A 17,372-nucleotide genomic window follows, 5' to 3' on the forward strand; every position below is an offset into this window, starting at 1 on the left:
CCAGCAACCCACTGGCAGACTGGAAAGCAGACTCGCAACCGTTGGGAGGTGTTCCAGGGCCTGCGGTCGTGGCTGCTGCTGATCGGGTTCGTGTTCACGAGCGTCGGGTTCGCGTTGGGGTAGGCACCGGCACGACGCGGAGAGGGGCCGACCCTGGGTCCCTGGGCGGTCGAGATCCAAGATGACAGCGCCTCGCCAGCATCGCCATTGAACGATAGGAGCGGGCAAATGAGGATCCTCGTCGTCGGCGCCAGGGGCGGGCTCGGTCAGGACATCGTCGCCGAAGCGGTCGCTCGCGGCCACGAGACGGACGCCCTCATCCGGGACTCTCCGCGTGTCGCGTTCTCAGAAGCGGTTCAGGTCGTCTGGGGCGACGTCCTCGACCTGTCCTCGCTCGCAGCGGCAGTTGGCGGGCGCGATGCGGTGATCTGCGCCCTCGGCACCCCCAGCCCCGGCAGCTCGAGCACGCTGCTGGGACAGGGGACCCGGAACCTCGTCGCCGTAATGAGCCGGGAGGGCGTCCCGCGGCTGGCCTGCGTCACACTGTTGGGCGCCGGCTCCAGCCGGGCGAACGCCTCTTTGTTCTACCGCTGGGTGATCTTGCGGGCGCTGGCACCAATGCTGCCCGACAAGGAGGCACAGGAGCAGGCGGTGCGTGCCAGCGACCTCGAATGGGTGCTGGTGCGCCCTCCACGGTTCGTCACACGGAAGCCACAAGGCAGCATCCGCGTGATCCGCGAGGGCGAGCGAGGACGCCTGGGCCACGTCGTCCGGGCAGACCTCGCACGGTTCCTCGTGGATTGCGCTGCCGAAGGCAGGTACGTCCGCGAAGCGCTGGCGGTGGGCTCCTGATGCTCAGTCGGGTCGCGCATGGCCACGCCAGCCGCGGTGGTTCGCCGGTGCGCCGGGCTTGCTGGCCTGCAATTCGCCCGGCCGGCTCCCGCTGGGAGGTGCTTCAGCCGCTGGCGCAACCGGTACGGCGGGATGAAAGCGGACCAGACCAAGAAGCTGCGCCGGCTGCGCGACGAGAACGCTCGGTTGAAAGCGGCTGGTAACTGACCAGGCGCTCGACATCGAGATGCTGAAGGAAGTCGCTCGGGGAACTTCTGAGCCCGGCCCGCCGCCGAGACGCGTTTCGCCACCTGGAAGGGCGATTGGGGTCTCGGAACGCAGGGCGTGTCGGGCGCTGGGGCAGCACCGGACGACCCAGCGACGGGCACCGCGGCCGGTCCTGGCGCCCGAGCATCAACTGCATTGGCGGCTGCGGGTGATAGCGAGGGACTGGCCGCGCTACGGCTCCAGGCGGGCATGGGCGCTGCTGCGCCAGGATGACGCTCCCGCCATCGTGGCCTCCTCAGACCCGGCGCGGCCGCCGACCGCTACTCGGAGATCGCGGTCCAGCGCTGGGGAGCGAGGACGAGCACGCAGAGCCCCGAGAGGTCGCCAGCGGCCATCGCAGCAGCCTTCGCCTCGTCCGTGTAGTGCGCCCAGAGCTCGCGCCGTTCCTCGCTGCTGCACGGCTCGACCCGTACAGAGCCCTCGGCGGTCACATAACGCAGGTCGCTGCCTCGTGACAGCTGCACACAGAGCGTTGCCCGACCGGTGCGGAGCGCGTTCTTCAGCTTGCCCGAGTCCCGGCCCGTGATGATCCGCAGCTCGCCGCCCCGGTAGAGGTACCAGACCGGCGCGGCATGGACTCCGCCCGCCTTCCGCTCGGTCGCCAAGACCGCGGTCAGCGATTCCTGCAACAGCTCATCGCGCTCGCTCTCTCTGAGCCCCCGCCCCATCCCGGGCAGTCTAGTGTCTAGCGCGAACCAGCTGCTGTGTGCCCTGCGCCAGCTTCTGGGTGATCGTGCGCCGCGGCACTGGAGTGTTCAGCACGACGCCGGTGACGGTGCCTCCGCTGCGTGGCATCACGCGGCTCAGCGCGTCGTCCAGATGCTCGACCGACCGGACGGCGAGGTGCAGCACGTGGCTGTCGCTGCCGGTTATGCGCCAGCAGCGCTGTACCTCCGGCTCCCTGCTGATCCGGTCGCCGATCGTCTGGCACTCGTTTGCGCTCGAGGCCTGGATCCGGACGACGGCTTCGAGAGGCAGGCCGAGCCGGGCGGGATCAATCTCAGCCCTATAGCCAGCGATGACCCCGAGCACCTCCAACCGTCGCACGCGTTCGGCGACTGCCGGCGGGCTCAACTCCAACTGTCTGCCCAACTCGGCAAACGTCAGACGGGCGTTCTCCTGCAGCGCCTCCACCAGGCGCCAATCGATCTCGTCAAGCGGTACCGTCGAATCCAAGCTCATTCCCCTACCTTACGCTCTATCGACAGCTAATCCGACCTCGACAGGTCACGAACAAAGGCCTAGCAACGCCACCGCTTTGTAGAATTGATGTTGGAGGTATTGATATGATTGCGGTTTTAGTCATCCTCATCGGTGCGGCTCTAGTCGGAGCCGCGGCAGTGGGCTGGGGCGTGGATTCCCGAGACGAGTTGGGCACCGGCTCTCAGCACCGCCGCCGCTGGTTCATCACCCAGTAGAGCCGCTGGCGAGCTGAGAACACTCGGGCGGCTGGTTGTCGGCCACCCTACTGCTCGGCTTCCTCCTCCGCTTCGTCGCCGTGTTCGACGATGTTGCCGGGCTGGAAGAGAATGCCCTGGACCACCTCGCGCCACTGCGGCTTGCGCCGAAGCAGGAATTCCAGATCCATGCCGAAATGCTTGAACTCCTCCAGTTGGGCGTTCTGCATGATGGCCCGGGCCTCCCGATTCTTCTCGACTGAGATGCGCTGTTCGTACCAGTTGATCGCGTCGATTTCCTCGCCCAGAGAGGCGATCATGCGCGCGAAGGTGCGTGTTGCCTGGGATAGTTCCCCCGCCGGTTCGTGGTACTGGTCAAAACCCATTGCTAAAGCTTAGGGATGCGGCCCCAGAACGGCATGGAGCAGACCAGACGCGCCGGCCACCCCCTCACCCGTCTCGCCACTGTGCCCATACGATCTGAATGTGCCGGACCTGAGCCGCGAGCGCGTAGCGGAGATCCGCAGCCTGGTCGAGGCAAACCTGCACGGATACCCGGTCCATTCGGCTGCCGCGCTTGGTCAGGGCCAGGACAACACGGCGTACGAGGTCAACGGCGAGCTGGTCCTGCGCTTCAGCAGGGAGCCTGATCCGGCACGGCGCGCGCAGCGCGTGGAGCGCGAGGCTCGCCTTCTTGCCCTCGCCGCGGAGATCTCACCGCTGCCCGTGCCGAAGCCACTGTTCACTGCCGCCGAGCGGGGTTGTCTTGGCTACCTCAAGCTCCTAGGGGTGCCGCTGCTGGATCTTCCCCTGTCGCGGCGCTTGGTGCATTCCAAGGTAAGCGCCGCCGCGCTTGGCGAGCTGCTCACCGCCCTTCATGCCATCCCGGTGGATCGACTGACCGACCTTGCCGGCACCGATGACGACCCCCCGGCCCAATGGCTGAGTGAGGCAGTGGAGAGCTATGCGCTGGTTGCCGGCGAAGTACCTGCTCTGCACAGGCCGTCGGTCGAGGCGTTCCTGGACACCCGGCCGCGAGCTGACAGTTACGCGCCCGCCTTCTCCCACAACGACCTCGGAATCGAACACGTTCTCGTCGACCCAGTCTCAGGGAGGGTCACCGGCATCATCGACTGGGGTGACGCCGCGATCATCGATCCCGCCTACGACTTCGGCCTCCTTTACCGCGACCTCGGTCCGACCGGCCTGGACGCCGCCCTTCGCACCTATCGAAGCGATGTCAACCCTCTGCCGGCTCTGGCTGAGCGCGCCGCCTTCTACGCCAGGTGCAGCGTACTCGAAGACCTGGCCTATGGCATCGAGAAGGGCGAGGAGAAATACATCGAGAACAGCCTCACCGCCCTGGGCTGGCTGTTCCCGGCCTGAGTCCGAACCACACCTCCGCTCAAAAACATCCGTGCGGCTCAGGCCCAGGCGCCCATTGCTCGCCCGGCAGGTGAAGGCACAAAGTCAGCGTCCTAAAGCGGTTCGGCGTAGCGGACCATGCCGCCATCCACGTAGTACGTCGACCCGGTGACGTAGGAGGCGGAGTCGGAGGCGAGGAAGAGCGCGACCTCCGCCACTTCTTCAGGTTTGGCCATCCGGCCGACAGGGATGATCTCGCTCAGCCGCTGCATTTTGGCCGGGTCATTCAGGGTCCCGGTGTTGATGGGAGTGGCGACCGCGCCCGGAGCGACATTGTTGACGCGGATTTTGTAAGGGGCCAGCTCCAAAGCGGCGTTTCTCATCAGCATGCGCAGGCCACCCTTGGAGGCGCAGTAGGGGCCATGGAGGGGGAATGGGAAGTCCTCATGGATGGAGGAGATGTTCACTATTGATCCGCCCTGGCCGGAATCACGCATCGCGCGCCCGGCCGCCTGGAGGCAGAGAAAAGCTCCCTTCAGGTTGATCGAGACCTCGTTATCCCATTCCTCCTCGGTGACATCCAGTAGCGGCATCGCCTTCTCGACACCTGCGTTGTTGACCAGCACGTGACAGCCGCCGAGTTCCCGGGTTGTCTGCTCCACCATGGCGGCGACCTCACCCGCTTTGGCGACATCGGCCTTGACGGCGAGGGCCCGGCCGCACTGCGACTTCATCTGCTCGGCCAGAGCGCGCGCCTCGTTCTCGTAGCCGAAGTAGTTGATCGCCACCGCGGCCCCAGCGGCTGCGAAGCGCTGCGCGATGGCGTAGCCGATGCCACTCCCGGCCCCGGTGACGATGGCAACTTTGCCCTGCAGATCCATTCGGTTTCCCTCCATCCAGCGAAAGCCTGACTGTTTATCCAAGGGCACTCTAACGGTGCGGAGGCGGCGGTCGGCGGCGCTATCCTTTGGCCCGGTGCAGGACGGACCCGCGGTGATCGAGGTCAAAGACCTGGTGAAGCGCTACCGCAAAGCTCAGAGCAACGCCGTCGACGGCATCTCCTTCCAGGTCAACCAGGGCGAGCTGTTCTGCCTACTGGGACCCAACGGCGCCGGCAAGACCACCACCATCTCGATCTTGACGACGACGCTCTCTGCGACCTCAGGCAGCGTCATGATCTGCGGCCTGGATCTGGCCCAGGAGGCGGCGGCAGTGCGGCGGCAGATGGGGATCATCTTCCAGCATCCCTCCCTGGACCTGAATCTCAGCGCCGAAGAGAACGTCCGGCTCCATGCCATGCTCTACGGCATCTACCCCTGGCGGCCGCTGTTCAGGCTGATGCCGGCGGAATACAGGCAACGCGTGCTCGAGCTCTCCGACGTGGTGGGTCTGGGCGCAGACCTGGGCCGTCCCGTCAAGTCGTTCTCAGGCGGGATGCGGCGCAAGCTGGAGATCGTCAGGACTTTGATCCACCGGCCGCGCGTGCTCTTTCTGGACGAGCCGACGACTGGACTGGCCCCCGAGAGCCGACGCAACCTCTGGGCCTACCTGCACCAGGTCCAGCGCGACACGGGGACCACTGTTCTGCTGACCACTCACTACCTGGAGGAGACTGAGGGGTCCGATCGGATTTGCATCCTCGATCGGGGCCGCATAGTGGCTCTGGGGACGCCGGAGGAGGTGACTAAACGGCTGGTGCGGCCTTCCTTGATCCTTGATGCAGTCGACCGGGCAAGCCTCGGCGCCGAGCTGCGCGGCCTGCAGCTGCGGGTCGAGGGCGCCGGGCCTTTTCGCATTGAGCTCGACGCGGGGGCCGCCCAGCGCATCATCGGGGGCCTCAGGACCCAGCTCACCCAGCTCCGCACCCAGGGTGGCTCGGTGGAGGAGGCGTACCTGGCCCTGGTCGGCCGAGAGGAGGAGGCGATCTGAGCTCCGAGCTGACGGCGCTGCTGGCGATCGCCCAGCGTGATCTGATCAAGTTCCTTCGGGACCGACCCCGGGTCATAGTCAGTCTGGTCTTCCCCTTCATCTTTATTGCAGTGCTCGGCAGCACCCTGCAGGCAAATCTGGGCCGGACGACCGCCTACAACCTGGTCGGCTTCACGTTCACAGGCGTGCTTGCCATGACCCTCTTCCAGTCCGCCGCGACAGGCATCATCTCGCTGATCGAGGACAGGGAGAACGACTTCTCGAAGGAGATGTTCGTGGCGCCCATCCGGCGGACCACGATCATCGCCGGCAAGGTGCTCGGTGAGACACTCGTCGCCCTGATCCAGGGCGCGGGCATAGTGGCCTTCTCGCTTGTCATCGGCGTGCGGCTGGGCCCAGCTGCCATCGCCCTGCTTGTCCCGGTCGGGTTGGCGTGCTGCCTGCTGGGGGGTGCGTTCGGCGTGGCGACGCTGGGCGCCCTGCCCAACCAGCGCACCGCCCAGCAGATCTTCCCCTTCTTCATCCTGCCGCAGTACTTTCTGGCAGGCATCTTCGCCCCCATCAACGTCTTGCCGATCTACCTCGACATCGTCTCTCATCTGTCGCCCCTGCGCTACGCCGTCGACCTGACGCGCGTTGCCTTCTACACCGGGCGCCCTGAGTACGGACGGGTGGTGCTCGATGGGGCGCTGATCGATCTGCTCACGATATCAGCTCTTTTCCTGGCCGGCCTCGGCATTGGGACCTTCCTCTTCACGCGGCAGGAGCGGAACCGGTAGCTGCGCACTGCCGTTGGACACGCCTGGTCGCCCGGGTCTGGAACAATTGCGGGCGATGAACGAACTCAACCGGCGTCTGGCCGCGCTGCCGGAGCCCTGGCTGATCTTGACAGCGGTCCTGCTGCCTGTCCTGCTGCTGGTCGGCGCCTACGCCTTCAGCCTGACCAGCGGCGGCCGCTGGCACGGCGGCTCGGTCGCGGCGGCTCTGGCAGCTCTGGGCCTGGTCGGAGCAGGGCTGTATGCTGGCCGCCCGGCCTGAGGCCTCCGGCGAGCCGCGCCGACCGGTCGACTGAAGCCACCTGTGGACACATCTCTCACTCTCATCCTTGCCACGTGCGCAGGCCTGGCGATCGTCGGTGCGCTGGCCGCCGCCCTGGCGCCAGACACCTGGCGGGCAGCGGCGCTGCTCCTGCTGGCGGCCGCGACCGCGGGGGCGCTCGCGTCCCTCGGCGCCGGGTTCGCCGCCCTCATAGCACTCATAGCGCTCGGGGCTGCTGCACCGCTGCTGGCGGAGTCTCCGGTCAGCCCTCGCGGGTTGCCGGCACGTCCGGCGGCGGTGGCGGCGGTGCCGTCCAGGCGTCTGGCGGCCCAGCTCGGGGCGGTCGGCGCGGCGCTGATACTCCTGCTCTTTGGCTTCGCCGCCCTGCGCGTCGACTTCCTCCACTCCAGCTACAGGGGAGGTTGGCTGGGGACGGCCGCCATGGGCCGCCTGCTCCTCGGCCACGACGCCCTGGCTGCTGACGCGGTCGCCGGACTGCTCTTCGTAGGCCTTGTGGCCCAGACCTGGACCGGGTGGGGGCGGCGGTGAACCAGCCGCTCGTCGTGGCGCTGGTCGCCGGCACTGCAGTCGTGGCCGCAGGCATCTTTGCGGCCTGTTGGAGCGACGCCCCCCGAGCCCGGCTGGCATCGCTGCCAGCCCTCGGAGCCGGCGCTGCGATCGCGTTCGCAGGCGTCTCTCGGTTCGCCGCCGGCAGTCAGGATCCGAGCAGCGGGCAGGAGATGGCAGCGCTGCTGGTGGTCGCCAGCCTGGCTGCGCTTCTGCTCGGTCTCGCATTCAGCCGCGGCCACGAGCAGGCGTGAGCCACCTGAGCGCGTTCCTGGCGGCAGCCCCCGCCCGAGGCTTCAACCTCGACCCCACGAAGGCTCTGCCTTACGCCGCGCCGGCGGTACTGGTCATTCCCCTGCTGGGACTGCTGATCCTGATCCTGGGCGTCCGGGCCCGTCGCTCGGCAGCCTTCCTGGGGCTGCTCACCGTCGTGCTGACCCTGGCCGATCTGGGCCTGATCACGTGGGCCCGCTTCCGCAACCAGCAAGCGCTGCGCTACGCGTATCAGTGGATCAACACGCCTGTCAGCTTCTCGGGCGACCCGCGCTTCCAGGGTTTTGGCGTGGACCTCGCCATTCGCATCGACCACGTCACTCTGATCGCCGCCATCGTCGTAAGCCTCATCGTTCTGGCAGTTCTGAGCTGGCACCGCGCCGCCGGCCGGGGTGAACAGGGGCCCATCCGATACCAGGTCAACGCGCTCTTCCTGCTGGTCAGCGCACTGGGTGTGATCGTCAGCGGAGATCTGGCCGAACTGGCTGCATTCTGGCTTGCCGCCGGCCTGGCGACCTACCTGCTGCTCTCCCAGCGCTGGGGCAGCGATGTTTTCGGACGCGCCTCCCGCTTCGGGCTGGCGCTGCCCTTGCTGGGCGACATGGCCCTGCTCAGCGCAATCTCGCTCTTCTACTCTCGCGCCGCCAGCCTGGACCTCGATCGGCTGCAGACGTCAGTGCGTAACACGCCGGGGGTGGGGCTCAAGTTCCTCTCCCTGCTGGCCGTCCTGATAGTGCTGGCCGTCGCCGTCCGGGCCGCCATCTGGCCCTTCACCGCTTGGCAAACCGCTACCACTGAGCAGCCGCCGTCGCTCTGGGCGTTGGTGCTGGGCGTCTGGCCGGTCCTGGCCGGCGTAGCGCTCTACCGCTGGCTGCCGGTCATCACGCTGGCTGGGCCGCAGGTGTTGGTCGGCTTGGCAGCGGCCCTGGCGCTGGCCGCCATCCTGGGCCCGGTTCTCTCGCTGCTGGCCTTCGACCTCCGCCGGGCTGTGCAGCTCGCGTCCTCTGGCGCGGTGGCGGCGGCGCTTCTGGCCATGCTCTCCTCGATGCCAGCCCAGCACGGGCTCGGCTGGCTGGCGGCGGGCGCTCCGCGCTGGGTTGCGTTGGTGGGCCTCGTCTCGCTTTTCGGGGCAGGGTTGGCACGCGCCGGGCTCGGCTTGGTCGGCGGTGGTCTGGCACTTCGCTACAGGTCTCCTGAGCTGCAGCACCTGGGCGCCGGCTGGCAGCGGCTGCCGGGATCCACCGCCGGCGTGCTCCTGGCGCTGCTGACGCTCAGCCTGGCCGCGTTCGCCGCTCCCGCGCTCCAGCCCGGCACAGCCCTCGCCGCCCGCGTCGTCTTCGGACTTGCCCTGCTGCTGGCTGGGCTGGCGATGGGCCGCGTCTACAGCATGGTGGCGCATGGCGTCATCCCCCGCCGGCGCGGCTTCGAGCCGAACAGGGTGCGGGAGATGCGGCAGCTGGCCGTCGCGGCCGGGCTGCTGCCGGCTGGGCTCGCGTTGGTGGCGCAAGGGCTGTTCCTCTGGAAACCTTGGCTCGGCTTCCTCGGCGCTGGCACTGCGCAGCCTGACCCAGCCCGACTGCTGATCTGGCTGCTGCCGGGGCTGGTCGGCTTTGCGGTTGCCGCGGCTCTGGTCTTCGTCCGGCGGGCGCTGGCCATGAATCAGCTCAGGCATGCCGGCGCCGCCTATCGCCGACTGTGGGCGATCGCAAGACTGAGCTTCGGCCGCTTCTTCAGCCGGCCGGCGTTGGAGCTGACCCGCCTGCTCGAGGTGCGCGGCCTCCCCGTCGCCGAAGCAGCGCTGGGCCGGGCACTGGTCACCGCCGGCCTGCTGGCGGGGCGCCGGCTTTCCCTGCTGAGAGTGGGGCTGGCGCTGCTGGCAGTGCTGGCGCTGGGCTTCGCGCTGCTGACGCCGGGAGTGCGGCGGTGAGCCTCTGGCTGGCTGGCGTGGCTCTGCCCAGCCCGAGTCCAAGTGCGCAGCCGACCACTTTCGGGGCAGGCGTCATCAGTGTCAGCTTCCTGCTCAGCGTGCTGATCTGGGGGCCCGTAGTGATGGCAGGGATCATCGCGCTGATCCCCCGCGGCGGGCGCACCCGACTCGAGCGCTGGCCGCTGGGCGTCGCCTTCTGGACCATGGCCGGCACCTGCGCCATCACCCTCATCGGCTACTCACAATTCCAGTCCTTCTCGGGTGGTCTCCAGTTCGAGGAGCGGTTGCCCTGGCTGCCCTCGATTGGCGTCAGCTACCACCTCGGCGTCGACGGCATCAGCATGGCTGTGCTGCTGTTGAACCAGCTGATCGGCGTGGTGGCGGTGCTGGCCGGCTGGGAGCTGCGGGAGCGGCCCCGCTCCTACTTTGCGCTGCTGCTGCTCATCCAGGCCGCCGTGACAGGCGTGGTTGCGGCACAGGATTTTTTCCTGTTCTTCCTGTTCTGGGCGCTGGCTGCTGTACCTGTCGCGCTCCTGGCAGGGGGCTGGGTGCGGCGTCCGGGCGCCTCAGCCAGGGTGCTAGGCTACTGGGCCTTCGGCTCCGCTGCGCTGCTGGTGGGAGGGCTCCTGCTCTACCGGGGGACCGGCGCCACCAACTTCGACCTCAGCAGCCTGGCGGGGATCCAGGGCCAGACGCGGCTCCAATTCCTCGCCGGCGTGCTGTTCCTGCTGGCCGCCGCCAGCCGCTTGCCGCTGGTGCCGCTGCACGGCTGGGTGAAAGACGTGTACCGCGATGCTCCGGCGGGAGTGGCGATCCTGGTCGCCGGGGCGTCAAGCCGCCTGGGCGGCTACGAGCTGGTCAGGCTCCTGGCCGGCGCCGAGCACGATGGCGCCAAGCGGCTGGCTCCCTATCTCGGCATCCTGGCCGCGCTGACCGTCGGCTACGCCGGCCTGGCCGCCCTGCGCAGCCGGCAGGTGCGGGGGGTGGCAGCGTATCTGGCCCTTGTTCCCGGTGGCCTGACGCTCTTGGGTCTGGCTGGGCTCACACCACTGTCGCTCCACGGGGCTGTGCTGTCGCTCTTCGCCGGGGGCCTGGCGGGGGCGCTGATAGTGGGCGCCGCCGCCACGCTGACCGAGCGAGCGGGCACTGGCCGAGTTGAGTTCGCCGCCGGGCTGGCCGGCCGCATGCCAGTGCTGGCCTGGCTCTTCGCGATCGGCGCGCTGTCAGTTCTTGGCCTGCCGTTCATGGCGACGTTCGCCGCCGATCTGATGATCTTCCTGGGCTCCTTCGGCACGGTGCCGGCGCCCGCCTTCGGGGTAGCGGCTGCGCTGGTGCTGGTGGCCGGGGCGGTGGCCTGGCTGCTGCAGCGGACGCTGTTTGGTGCCGCCAACCGGGAGGGGCCCGAGCCGGAGGAGGCCAGCCTGCCCGAGAAGTGGTACCTGGGCATCCTGGTGGGCGCCCTGCTCTGGGTGGGCCTGGTACCTGGCGGTCCAAAGCTGCTCGGAATTCCCCTCTTCGACCCGGGGCTGATCAACGTCATCAGCCCGGGAGTCGCTGATCTGGCGTCCACCTACGCACCGGCGCCGCCGCCGACCCCTTCGCCGAGTCCCTCGGCCAGCCCGTCCCCGGCCGCGGGCCAGCCGACCTCGCCCAGTCCGAGCAGCACGCCATGAGAGTCACAGCACTTCTTCCCGAGGCAGTCATCCTGGCCACCGCCGCCGGCCTGCCTCTCGGCCGGCGGCTCCTTCCCGAGCGTCGTGAGCTCGGCTGGCTGGCTCCGCTGGCGGTCGTGGCGGCGCTGCTGCTGGAGCTCTGGCTCGGCGCTCAGGTTGGCTCACTCTTTTCGGGCGGCTGGCTGCAGGACAGGTTCAGCCTCTTCGCCAAGGCCGCGCTGCTCCTGGGCCTTCTGGTGTTCGTGGTGGTTGATCGTGAACCGGAAGCGTGGCCGGACCTCGAGGCTTTAGCCTTCCTGGCAGTCTTCGGCGGCATGGTGGCAGTGTCCGCGCCGTCGCTCGTCGGTCTCTGGGCAGGCCTCGAGCTGGCCGCGCTGGCGGGAGTGGCTGCCGGCGGCTTCAGCTCGCGCACCGCTGCCTCTGAGCTGCTGTTCGTATCCGCCGGCGCTGGCGGCTTGCTCGCGCTCGGCTTTGCCTTTCTCTATGCGCTGACCGGTACCACCTCGCTCGCCGGGCTCCGTCTCGGGCTCGCGCACCGGCAGCTGGCCCTGCCGCTGGCCCTGATCGTGCTGCTCGTCCTCTCGGGGCTGGCGCTGCGCCTGGCGCTGGCGCCGCTGGCTGGGAATGGCGGCCGGACGGCGGACAGCCGCGGCCAGGCGGTGCCGGCTGCTCTGCTCAGCGCCGTCGCCTTACTCGTGGCGGCCAAGCTGCTGCCGAGCTTGGCCGCCGCCACGATCGTCTGGGCGCCGTGGTTGGCGGTGCTTTCGGCGGCTGCCATGCTGCTGGGCGGACTGCGGGCGGCGGCGCTGCTTCGCCCTGAGCGCCAGGCGGTCTGGCTGGCGGTGGCCCAGGTGGGCTGGGTCGGCGCCGCCTTGGCGATCCCCCAGCAGCGAGGCACGGCCGCCGCTCTTTTCTTGCTGGGTTGCCTGCTCTTCGCCTGGGTGGGCGCAGCGCTGCTCGCCCGACTCGAGCCGTCGGCCCTGGCCGGGCTCACCACACGAGACCCCCTGCGCGCAGCCGGGCTGGGGCTGGCGCTGCTCTCGCTCGCCGGAGCGCCGCCGCTGGGCGGGTTCTTCGGCGAGTTTGCGGTGGCTGCCGAACTGATCCGGTCAGATCTCGGCTGGGTCTTGGCGGCCGGCCTCCTGGGCTGGATGGCAGGTCTCTACGGAGTGATCCGGACGCTGGCTCGCAGCTACCTGGAGGCGGCCCCAGAACCGCCGCGCCGCGGTCCCCGGCCGGCGCCCGTCTGGACTGTGAGCGCGCTCTTGCCGGCGGTTCTGGTGCTGGGCTACGGTCTGTTCGCGTTCCCCATCCACAGCCTGGCCAGCCAGGGCGCCGCGGCTCTCGGCCTCCGCTAGTCTCGACATGGTCACGACGTGCCGACGTGGTAGGTAGGGGCGGCTGAAAAGCGATGGCAGCGGGTGCTCTCGGAAGCCGCCACATCGCGCCGGCGGCTGGAGCCACGAGCCGGGAGGCTGCCTACGAACGTTTCGTCTATGGTGCTCGCAAGGTGCACCCTGGGAGAGAGCTATCGTCCCCTCGTCTTGAGAGCTGTACGCGCTAGCCGGCGGCCGCTACTCCGGCCCCGCCCGCTGAGCGTCGGCGCCTCGCTTGCCTACCTGAGCGCCACTGCGTTGTGGCTGCTCGCGGCAAGGCCGCCGGCCCTGCCCTGGCTGGCATTGGCGGCGCTCGCGGTGGCCGCGGCCGGGCTCTACCTGCCGGGGCTCGCCAATCAGATCTCGCTCGGGCGCGCCTATCTGGCGGGGCCGGCGCTGGGACTGGGAGCAACCCGCGCGCTGCTGCCGCTGGCGCTGGTGGTGCTCCTGGCTGGCGCCACCGACCTGGCGGATGGTTTCGCCGCCCGGCGCTGGGAGCAGCCCACGCGCCTGGGCGGGGCGCTCGACCCCGTGGTGGATGGGCTGCTCTTCGGCAGCGCCGCTGTCGGACTGGCGCTTTCGGGCCTCTACCCGCTCTGGCTGGCAGTCCTGGTGATTCTGCGCTACCTGCTGCCGGCGATCGGCGGCGGCCTTCTGCTCCTGTTGGGCCGCCAACCGGTGCTGAAACACACCCCGGCGGGCCAGGTCTCAACTGCGGCCATAGCCCTCCTGCTGATCGGATTGGCGGCCTGGGCGGCGTTGGGCAGGGACGCAGCCTGGCTCAAGCTGGCGGCCGAGGTGTTGATCCCACTCTCGGCGGCGGCCGCCCTGCTGAACCTGGCCTGGGTCAACCGATCGGCGCTGTCGGCCGGGCCTGACCACGGGTAGAGTTAGAGATGGTCGCGCTAGATGGGGAGCTGGCGGTTCCCTGCACCGGCAATCCGCCATAGCCGGGTTGAATTCCCCGTCGAGGTCCGGATCTTTTGAACGGACGCGGAAAGAAGGCGTTGAAGGCTGGGACCTGCGCAGCTCGGGTCTCCGAACCCCGTCAGGTCCGGAAGGAAGCAGCGGTAAGGAGGCCGCCCGAGGGTGCCGCAGCCATTCTGGCTGGAGTCTCTAGTTCGCGTGCCGCAGGAGCTCAGGGATCGAAACGGGGTGCGCGGCCATAGCCCAGCTCTGTGAAACGAAAAGCAACCCCGAACAGCCGCCGAGAACCGTGACCTACCAGACCCTCTACCGCAAGTACCGCTCGCAGACCTTCGCGGACCTGGTGGGGCAGGAGGCGACCAGACGCGCCCTGCAAGGCGCGATCGGGGGCGATCGGGTGGCCCACGCCTATCTTTTCGCCGGCACCCGAGGGACCGGGAAGACGTCCGCCGCCCGGCTGCTGGCCAAGGCCGTCAACTGCCTTCAGCGGGTATCCGGGAGCGTGGAGCCTTGCAACCGGTGCGAGTCCTGCCGGCAGATCCAGAACGGTACAGCCCTGGATCTGATCGAGATCGACGCCGCCTCCAACCGGGGCATCGATGAGATCCGCGACCTGCGGGAGAAGGTCAATCTGGCCCCCGCGCTGGGCCGGCGCAAGATCTACATCATCGACGAGGCGCACATGCTCACGACAGAGGCGTTCAACGCTCTTCTGAAGACGCTGGAGGAGCCGCCGCCCCACGTGGTCTTCGTGCTCTGCACTACCGAGGCGAACAAGGTGCCGGCGACAGTGGTCGGCCGCTGCCAGCAGTTCAACTTTCGTCGATTCAACGACGAGCAGATCACCGGTCGTCTCCAGCACGTGGCCCGCTTGGAGGGCATCCAGGTCGAGCCGGCCGCGCTGAGCCTCATGGCCAAGGTCGCCCAGGGCTCCATGCGCGACGCCATCGGCCTGCTCGATCAGCTGGTTCCGGTCGCCGGCGAGACGATCACCGGGTCGGCCGCCCGGGACCTGCTGGGTCTGGCCGACCCCCGCCAGGTGGAGCGCATCTTCGACCTCGTGCTGGCCGGCCGGGCGAGCGAGGCGCTGAGCGAACTGGCCAGCGTCTACGAGGCCGGCGGCGAGCTGCGGCAGCTTGTGCGGGGCCTGATGGAGCGCTGTCGCGACCTCCTCCTGCTGGCGATCGAACGCCGGGAAGAAGGCTGCCGGGCGTGGCTGTCGTCGGCGCTCGATTCCCTCCTTCACCTGGACGGTGAGGTGAGAAGGCACGGCGAGCCGCGCTTCCTGGTCGAGGCTGCGCTGGTTCGCCTGGCGGCGAATGCGGCCCCTGGCGGCTCTCAGGCAGCCGGCGGGGTTGCGGCTGGCGTCGAGCAGTCGACCCAGGTGGTCGCCCAGAGCGAGACCGCGGCCCCGCCGAAGCCCCCGCCCTTGCCCGCCCCGGCGGCAGTCTCTGAACCTGTGACAGAGACCGGCGCCCCCTCGCTGAGGGAGATCGCCGCCCCGGGGCCCGCCGGGAGCCCCGCCCCAGCGCCTGCCGGCGATCCCGCCCCGGCTCCGCAGTCAGCTCTAGCGCCGGTCGGAGCGAGCCCCTCGAGTGATGCTGTCGAGGGCTGGCGCGGAGTGCTGGAACAGCTCTCGCCGAAGATGAAGGCCTACTTCCGTGACGCGCAGCCGGCGGTCTCCGGTTCCCGGCTCAGCCTCACGTTCGCGTACGCCTTCCACCACAAAATGGCGCAGGAGAATGCCGGCGAGATAGCGCCGCCTGTCAGGGCCTGGTTGGGGGAAGCGGCCACCGTCGAGTTTCTGCTTCAGGACGCCAAGCCGCCCGCCGTGCGGACCGCCGCCGCGACGGGGGCGCAGTCGCCGGAGGATGATCCTCTCGTCAAGGCGGCCATCCGGGAGCTGGAGGGCAAGGTGCTGCGGGTGAAGCAGATGCCTGGTCCCAGAGCCGGTTCCAAGTCAGAGCTGTAGAGCCAGTTACAGGCAAGAAGGAGCTGTCCAAGTGCAGAACCAGATGAAGATGATGCAGCAGGTCCAGAAGATGCAGGCGCGCATGGCGCAGGTCCAGGGCGAGCTGGAGGCGGCCACCGTGGAAGGTACAGCAGGTGGGGGCGCTGTCAAAGCAGTGGTCTCCGGCCAGCAGCGTCTGGTGTCGATCGAGATCGATGCCGAGGTGGCGGACGACTTGGAGATGCTGCAGGACCTGATCCTGGCCGCAGTCAACGAGGGTCTGGACCACTCACGGGAGCTGGCCGCCTCCCGCATGCAGGCGGTGACGGCCGGCCTGGGCCTGCCGCCGGGCTTGATCTGAGCCGGCGCCCCTCCGCGACCCTCTGATAAGATGCTGCAGCTGCCACTGCCCCTGGAGCAGCTGATCAGGGAGCTGTCGCGCCTGCCCAGCGTGGGTCCCAAGACCGCCCAGCGCCTGGCCTTCTTCATCCTCCGTTCCGACCGCTCGCAGGCGGAGGCCCTGGCGCAGGCGGTGATGGACGTCAAGAGCCGGATCGGCTACTGCGAAGAGTGCTGGAACATAGCCGAAGGCAGGCGCTGTTCGATCTGTCTCTCCCCGCGCCGGGAGCCGACGCAGCTGTGCGTGGTGGAAACGCCGCTCGACCTCCTCGCAGTGGAGCGGACAGCCGAGTACCACGGCCTGTACCACGTGCTGCACGGTGTCATCTCACCGATCGATGGGGTCGGTCCCGCCGACATCCACGTTCCGGAGCTGGTCGAGCGGGTGCGGAGCGGAGGCGTGCGGGAGGTCATCATCGCCACGGATGCCGACATCGAGGGCGAGGCGACTGCCGTTTACCTGCTGCGAGCCCTGTCGCCGCTCGGCGTACAGGTGACCCGACCCGCTCACGGGTTGCCTGTTGGCGGCGACCTGGAGTACGCCGACGAGCTGACCCTGGCCCGTGCCCTGAGCGGTCGGCGCGCCTTCTAGTCAGCTGTACCAGCCGCGGCACGGGTGACTGGAAGGTGTTACCATCATCTTTCGCGCTGGGCGGGCACTGAGCCGGCCGGACGCGAGACGATGAGCCGCCCGGGAAGGGTTTGAAGCCCGCCGCGGCGGTGTACAATTGACGTTGCGCCTCCGCCGAGAAGGCTTTGTGCGCCCTGCGCCGGGTTTGGTTGAGGTCTTTTGAAGGCCTTCGCGCGATCCAAAGGGCCAGGGTCGGAAGGGGCGGCCAGCACTTTGACAACTGAAGAGTGAGAAGGACTTAAAGAGTCCAAACGGACTCAGGACTGCGATGTCCTGGGGTCCTTGCTTTAGACGGAGAGTTTGATCCTGGCTCAGGGTTAACGCTGGCGGCGCGCCTGATACATGCAAGTCGAGCGAGGGCTCATTTCTCGCAAGAGAGATGGGTTCCTAGCGGCGAACGGGTGAGTAACACGTGGGCAACCTTTCCCAAAGTGGGGGATAACATCGAGAAATCGGTGCTAATACCGCATGTGGTCATCGAAGACATCTTCGATGAGAAAAGCAGCAATGCGCTTTGGGGTGGGCCCGCGGCCTATCAGCTAGTTGGTGGGGTAACGGCCTACCAAGGCATTGACGGGTAGCTGGTCTGAGAGGACGACCAGCCACACGGGGACTGAGACACGGCCCCGACTCCTACGGGAGGCAGCAGTAAGGAATCTTCCGCAATGGGCGAAAGCCTGACGGAGCGACGCCGCGTGTGGGATGAAGTCTTTCGGGATGTAAACCACTGTCGGAGGGGAAGAGAACGGACGGTACCCTCCAAGAAAGCCCCGGCTAACTACGTGCCAGCAGCCGCGGTA

General features: G+C 68.4%; 19 protein-coding genes, 1 rRNA gene and 1 other RNA gene. 17 read left to right on the plus strand and 4 right to left on the minus strand.

Translation table 11 applies throughout. The features are described 5' to 3' along the window. The first annotated feature begins 228 nt into the window (after positions 1-228). Entirely contained in the window at positions 229-852 is a 624-nt protein-coding gene (locus ACR2MZ_RS04455) for an NAD(P)-dependent oxidoreductase (protein ID WP_434003868.1), read from the plus strand. Positions 853-1,379: 527 nt separating this feature from the next. Here ACR2MZ_RS04455 and ACR2MZ_RS04460 read toward each other — a convergent pair. Continuing rightward, positions 1,380-1,787 carry a pyridoxamine 5'-phosphate oxidase family protein gene (locus ACR2MZ_RS04460; RefSeq protein ID WP_434003869.1) on the minus strand — a complete coding sequence of 136 codons (408 nt, stop codon included), beginning with the start codon at positions 1,785-1,787 and terminating at the stop codon, positions 1,380-1,382. A 10-nt stretch (positions 1,788-1,797) separates the two neighbouring features. Further along, complete coding sequence (locus ACR2MZ_RS04465) at positions 1,798-2,295, minus strand: Lrp/AsnC family transcriptional regulator (RefSeq protein ID WP_434003870.1); 498 nt, start codon at positions 2,293-2,295, stop codon at positions 1,798-1,800. Positions 2,296-2,405: 110 nt separating this feature from the next. Here ACR2MZ_RS04465 and ACR2MZ_RS04470 point away from each other — a divergent pair, with 110 nt between their 5' ends. Next, on the plus strand, positions 2,406-2,537 hold the full coding sequence (locus ACR2MZ_RS04470; RefSeq protein ID WP_434003871.1) for a hypothetical protein: 132 nt from the start codon (positions 2,406-2,408) through the stop codon (positions 2,535-2,537). Positions 2,538-2,584: 47 nt separating this feature from the next. Here the strand turns inward: ACR2MZ_RS04470 and ACR2MZ_RS04475 are convergent, their stop codons facing one another. After that, positions 2,585-2,902 carry a ferritin family protein gene (locus tag ACR2MZ_RS04475; RefSeq protein ID WP_434003872.1) on the minus strand — a complete coding sequence of 106 codons (318 nt, stop codon included), beginning with the start codon at positions 2,900-2,902 and terminating at the stop codon, positions 2,585-2,587. Between the two features lie 100 nt (positions 2,903-3,002). On the opposite strand from ACR2MZ_RS04475, the gene ACR2MZ_RS04480 reads away from it, so the two are divergent. After that, on the plus strand, positions 3,003-3,902 hold the full coding sequence (locus ACR2MZ_RS04480) for a phosphotransferase family protein (protein WP_434003873.1): 900 nt from the start codon (positions 3,003-3,005) through the stop codon (positions 3,900-3,902). A 92-nt stretch (positions 3,903-3,994) separates the two neighbouring features. Here the strand turns inward: ACR2MZ_RS04480 and ACR2MZ_RS04485 are convergent, their stop codons facing one another. Beyond that, positions 3,995-4,762, minus strand: coding sequence for an SDR family NAD(P)-dependent oxidoreductase (locus ACR2MZ_RS04485; RefSeq protein ID WP_434003874.1), 768 nt, complete (start codon positions 4,760-4,762; stop codon positions 3,995-3,997). Positions 4,763-4,856: 94 nt separating this feature from the next. On the opposite strand from ACR2MZ_RS04485, the gene ACR2MZ_RS04490 reads away from it, so the two are divergent. The 14 genes from ACR2MZ_RS04490 to ACR2MZ_RS04555 all read left to right on the plus strand — a co-directional run. Further along, positions 4,857-5,810: an ATP-binding cassette domain-containing protein gene (locus ACR2MZ_RS04490; protein WP_434003875.1), complete on the plus strand. Its 954-nt coding sequence runs from the start codon at positions 4,857-4,859 to the stop codon at positions 5,808-5,810. A 26-nt stretch (positions 5,811-5,836) separates the two neighbouring features. After that, positions 5,837-6,589 carry an ABC transporter permease gene (locus tag ACR2MZ_RS04495; RefSeq protein WP_434003885.1) on the plus strand — a complete coding sequence of 251 codons (753 nt, stop codon included), beginning with the start codon at positions 5,837-5,839 and terminating at the stop codon, positions 6,587-6,589. A gap of 55 nt (positions 6,590-6,644) precedes the next feature. After that, complete coding sequence (locus ACR2MZ_RS04500) at positions 6,645-6,848, plus strand: hypothetical protein (RefSeq protein ID WP_434003876.1); 204 nt, start codon at positions 6,645-6,647, stop codon at positions 6,846-6,848. Positions 6,849-6,890: 42 nt separating this feature from the next. Beyond that, positions 6,891-7,397, plus strand: a complete 507-nt coding sequence (locus tag ACR2MZ_RS04505; protein WP_434003877.1) for a hypothetical protein — start codon at positions 6,891-6,893, stop codon at positions 7,395-7,397. Continuing rightward, the gene (locus ACR2MZ_RS04510; protein ID WP_434003878.1) at positions 7,382-7,669 is read left to right on the plus strand and encodes a hypothetical protein; all 288 of its coding nucleotides are present in this window, start codon (positions 7,382-7,384) and stop codon (positions 7,667-7,669) included. The genes ACR2MZ_RS04505 and ACR2MZ_RS04510 overlap by 16 nt, the downstream gene beginning before the upstream one ends. Continuing rightward, positions 7,666-9,615: a proton-conducting transporter transmembrane domain-containing protein gene (locus tag ACR2MZ_RS04515; protein ID WP_434003879.1), complete on the plus strand. Its 1,950-nt coding sequence runs from the start codon at positions 7,666-7,668 to the stop codon at positions 9,613-9,615. The genes ACR2MZ_RS04510 and ACR2MZ_RS04515 overlap by 4 nt, the downstream gene beginning before the upstream one ends. Next, on the plus strand, positions 9,612-11,288 hold the full coding sequence (locus ACR2MZ_RS04520; protein ID WP_434003880.1) for a complex I subunit 4 family protein: 1,677 nt from the start codon (positions 9,612-9,614) through the stop codon (positions 11,286-11,288). Before ACR2MZ_RS04515 ends, ACR2MZ_RS04520 begins: the two co-directional genes overlap by 4 nt. Further along, complete coding sequence (locus ACR2MZ_RS04525) at positions 11,285-12,646, plus strand: proton-conducting transporter transmembrane domain-containing protein (RefSeq protein WP_434003881.1); 1,362 nt, start codon at positions 11,285-11,287, stop codon at positions 12,644-12,646. The genes ACR2MZ_RS04520 and ACR2MZ_RS04525 overlap by 4 nt, the downstream gene beginning before the upstream one ends. Before the next feature lie 186 nt (positions 12,647-12,832). Then, positions 12,833-13,552 (plus strand): CDP-alcohol phosphatidyltransferase family protein, encoded by a 720-nt coding sequence (locus ACR2MZ_RS04530; protein ID WP_434003882.1) that lies wholly within the window; start codon positions 12,833-12,835, stop codon positions 13,550-13,552. A gap of 12 nt (positions 13,553-13,564) precedes the next feature. Beyond that, positions 13,565-13,827: signal recognition particle sRNA large type (ffs, locus tag ACR2MZ_RS04535), an RNA gene on the plus strand. Between the two features lie 53 nt (positions 13,828-13,880). Continuing rightward, entirely contained in the window at positions 13,881-15,563 is a 1,683-nt protein-coding gene (dnaX, locus tag ACR2MZ_RS04540) for a DNA polymerase III subunit gamma/tau (protein ID WP_434003883.1), read from the plus strand. Between the two features lie 43 nt (positions 15,564-15,606). Further along, a complete protein-coding gene (locus ACR2MZ_RS04545) occupies positions 15,607-15,903 on the plus strand; it encodes a YbaB/EbfC family nucleoid-associated protein (protein ID WP_434003886.1) in 297 nt (98 codons plus the stop codon). Positions 15,904-15,933: 30 nt separating this feature from the next. After that, the gene (gene recR, locus ACR2MZ_RS04550; protein ID WP_434003884.1) at positions 15,934-16,533 is read left to right on the plus strand and encodes a recombination mediator RecR; all 600 of its coding nucleotides are present in this window, start codon (positions 15,934-15,936) and stop codon (positions 16,531-16,533) included. A 327-nt stretch (positions 16,534-16,860) separates the two neighbouring features. After that, positions 16,861-17,372: ribosomal RNA gene (locus ACR2MZ_RS04555) — 16S ribosomal RNA — on the plus strand; the annotation flags it as partial.

The organism is Candidatus Dormiibacter sp. (genome assembly GCF_050999135.1).
Lineage (GTDB): Bacteria > Chloroflexota > Dormibacteria > Dormibacterales > Dormibacteraceae > Dormiibacter > Dormiibacter spiritus.

Bases quoted from the DNA above. Each gene is read 5' to 3' on its own strand.
- ACR2MZ_RS04460 (WP_434003869.1), bottom strand. From the start codon at position 1,787: ATGGGGCGGGGGCTCAGAGAGAGCGAGCGCGATGAGCTGTTGCAGGAA.
- recR (WP_434003884.1), top strand. From the start codon at position 15,934: ATGCTGCAGCTGCCACTGCCCCTGGAGCAGCTGATCAGGGAGCTGTCG.
- ACR2MZ_RS04485 (WP_434003874.1), bottom strand. From the start codon at position 4,762: ATGGATCTGCAGGGCAAAGTTGCCATCGTCACCGGGGCCGGGAGTGGC.
- ACR2MZ_RS04455 (WP_434003868.1), top strand. From the start codon at position 229: ATGAGGATCCTCGTCGTCGGCGCCAGGGGCGGGCTCGGTCAGGACATC.
- ACR2MZ_RS04500 (WP_434003876.1), top strand. From the start codon at position 6,645: ATGAACGAACTCAACCGGCGTCTGGCCGCGCTGCCGGAGCCCTGGCTG.
- ACR2MZ_RS04525 (WP_434003881.1), top strand. From the start codon at position 11,285: ATGAGAGTCACAGCACTTCTTCCCGAGGCAGTCATCCTGGCCACCGCC.
- ACR2MZ_RS04475 (WP_434003872.1), bottom strand. From the start codon at position 2,902: ATGGGTTTTGACCAGTACCACGAACCGGCGGGGGAACTATCCCAGGCA.
- ACR2MZ_RS04470 (WP_434003871.1), top strand. From the start codon at position 2,406: ATGATTGCGGTTTTAGTCATCCTCATCGGTGCGGCTCTAGTCGGAGCC.
- ACR2MZ_RS04545 (WP_434003886.1), top strand. From the start codon at position 15,607: ATGAAGATGATGCAGCAGGTCCAGAAGATGCAGGCGCGCATGGCGCAG.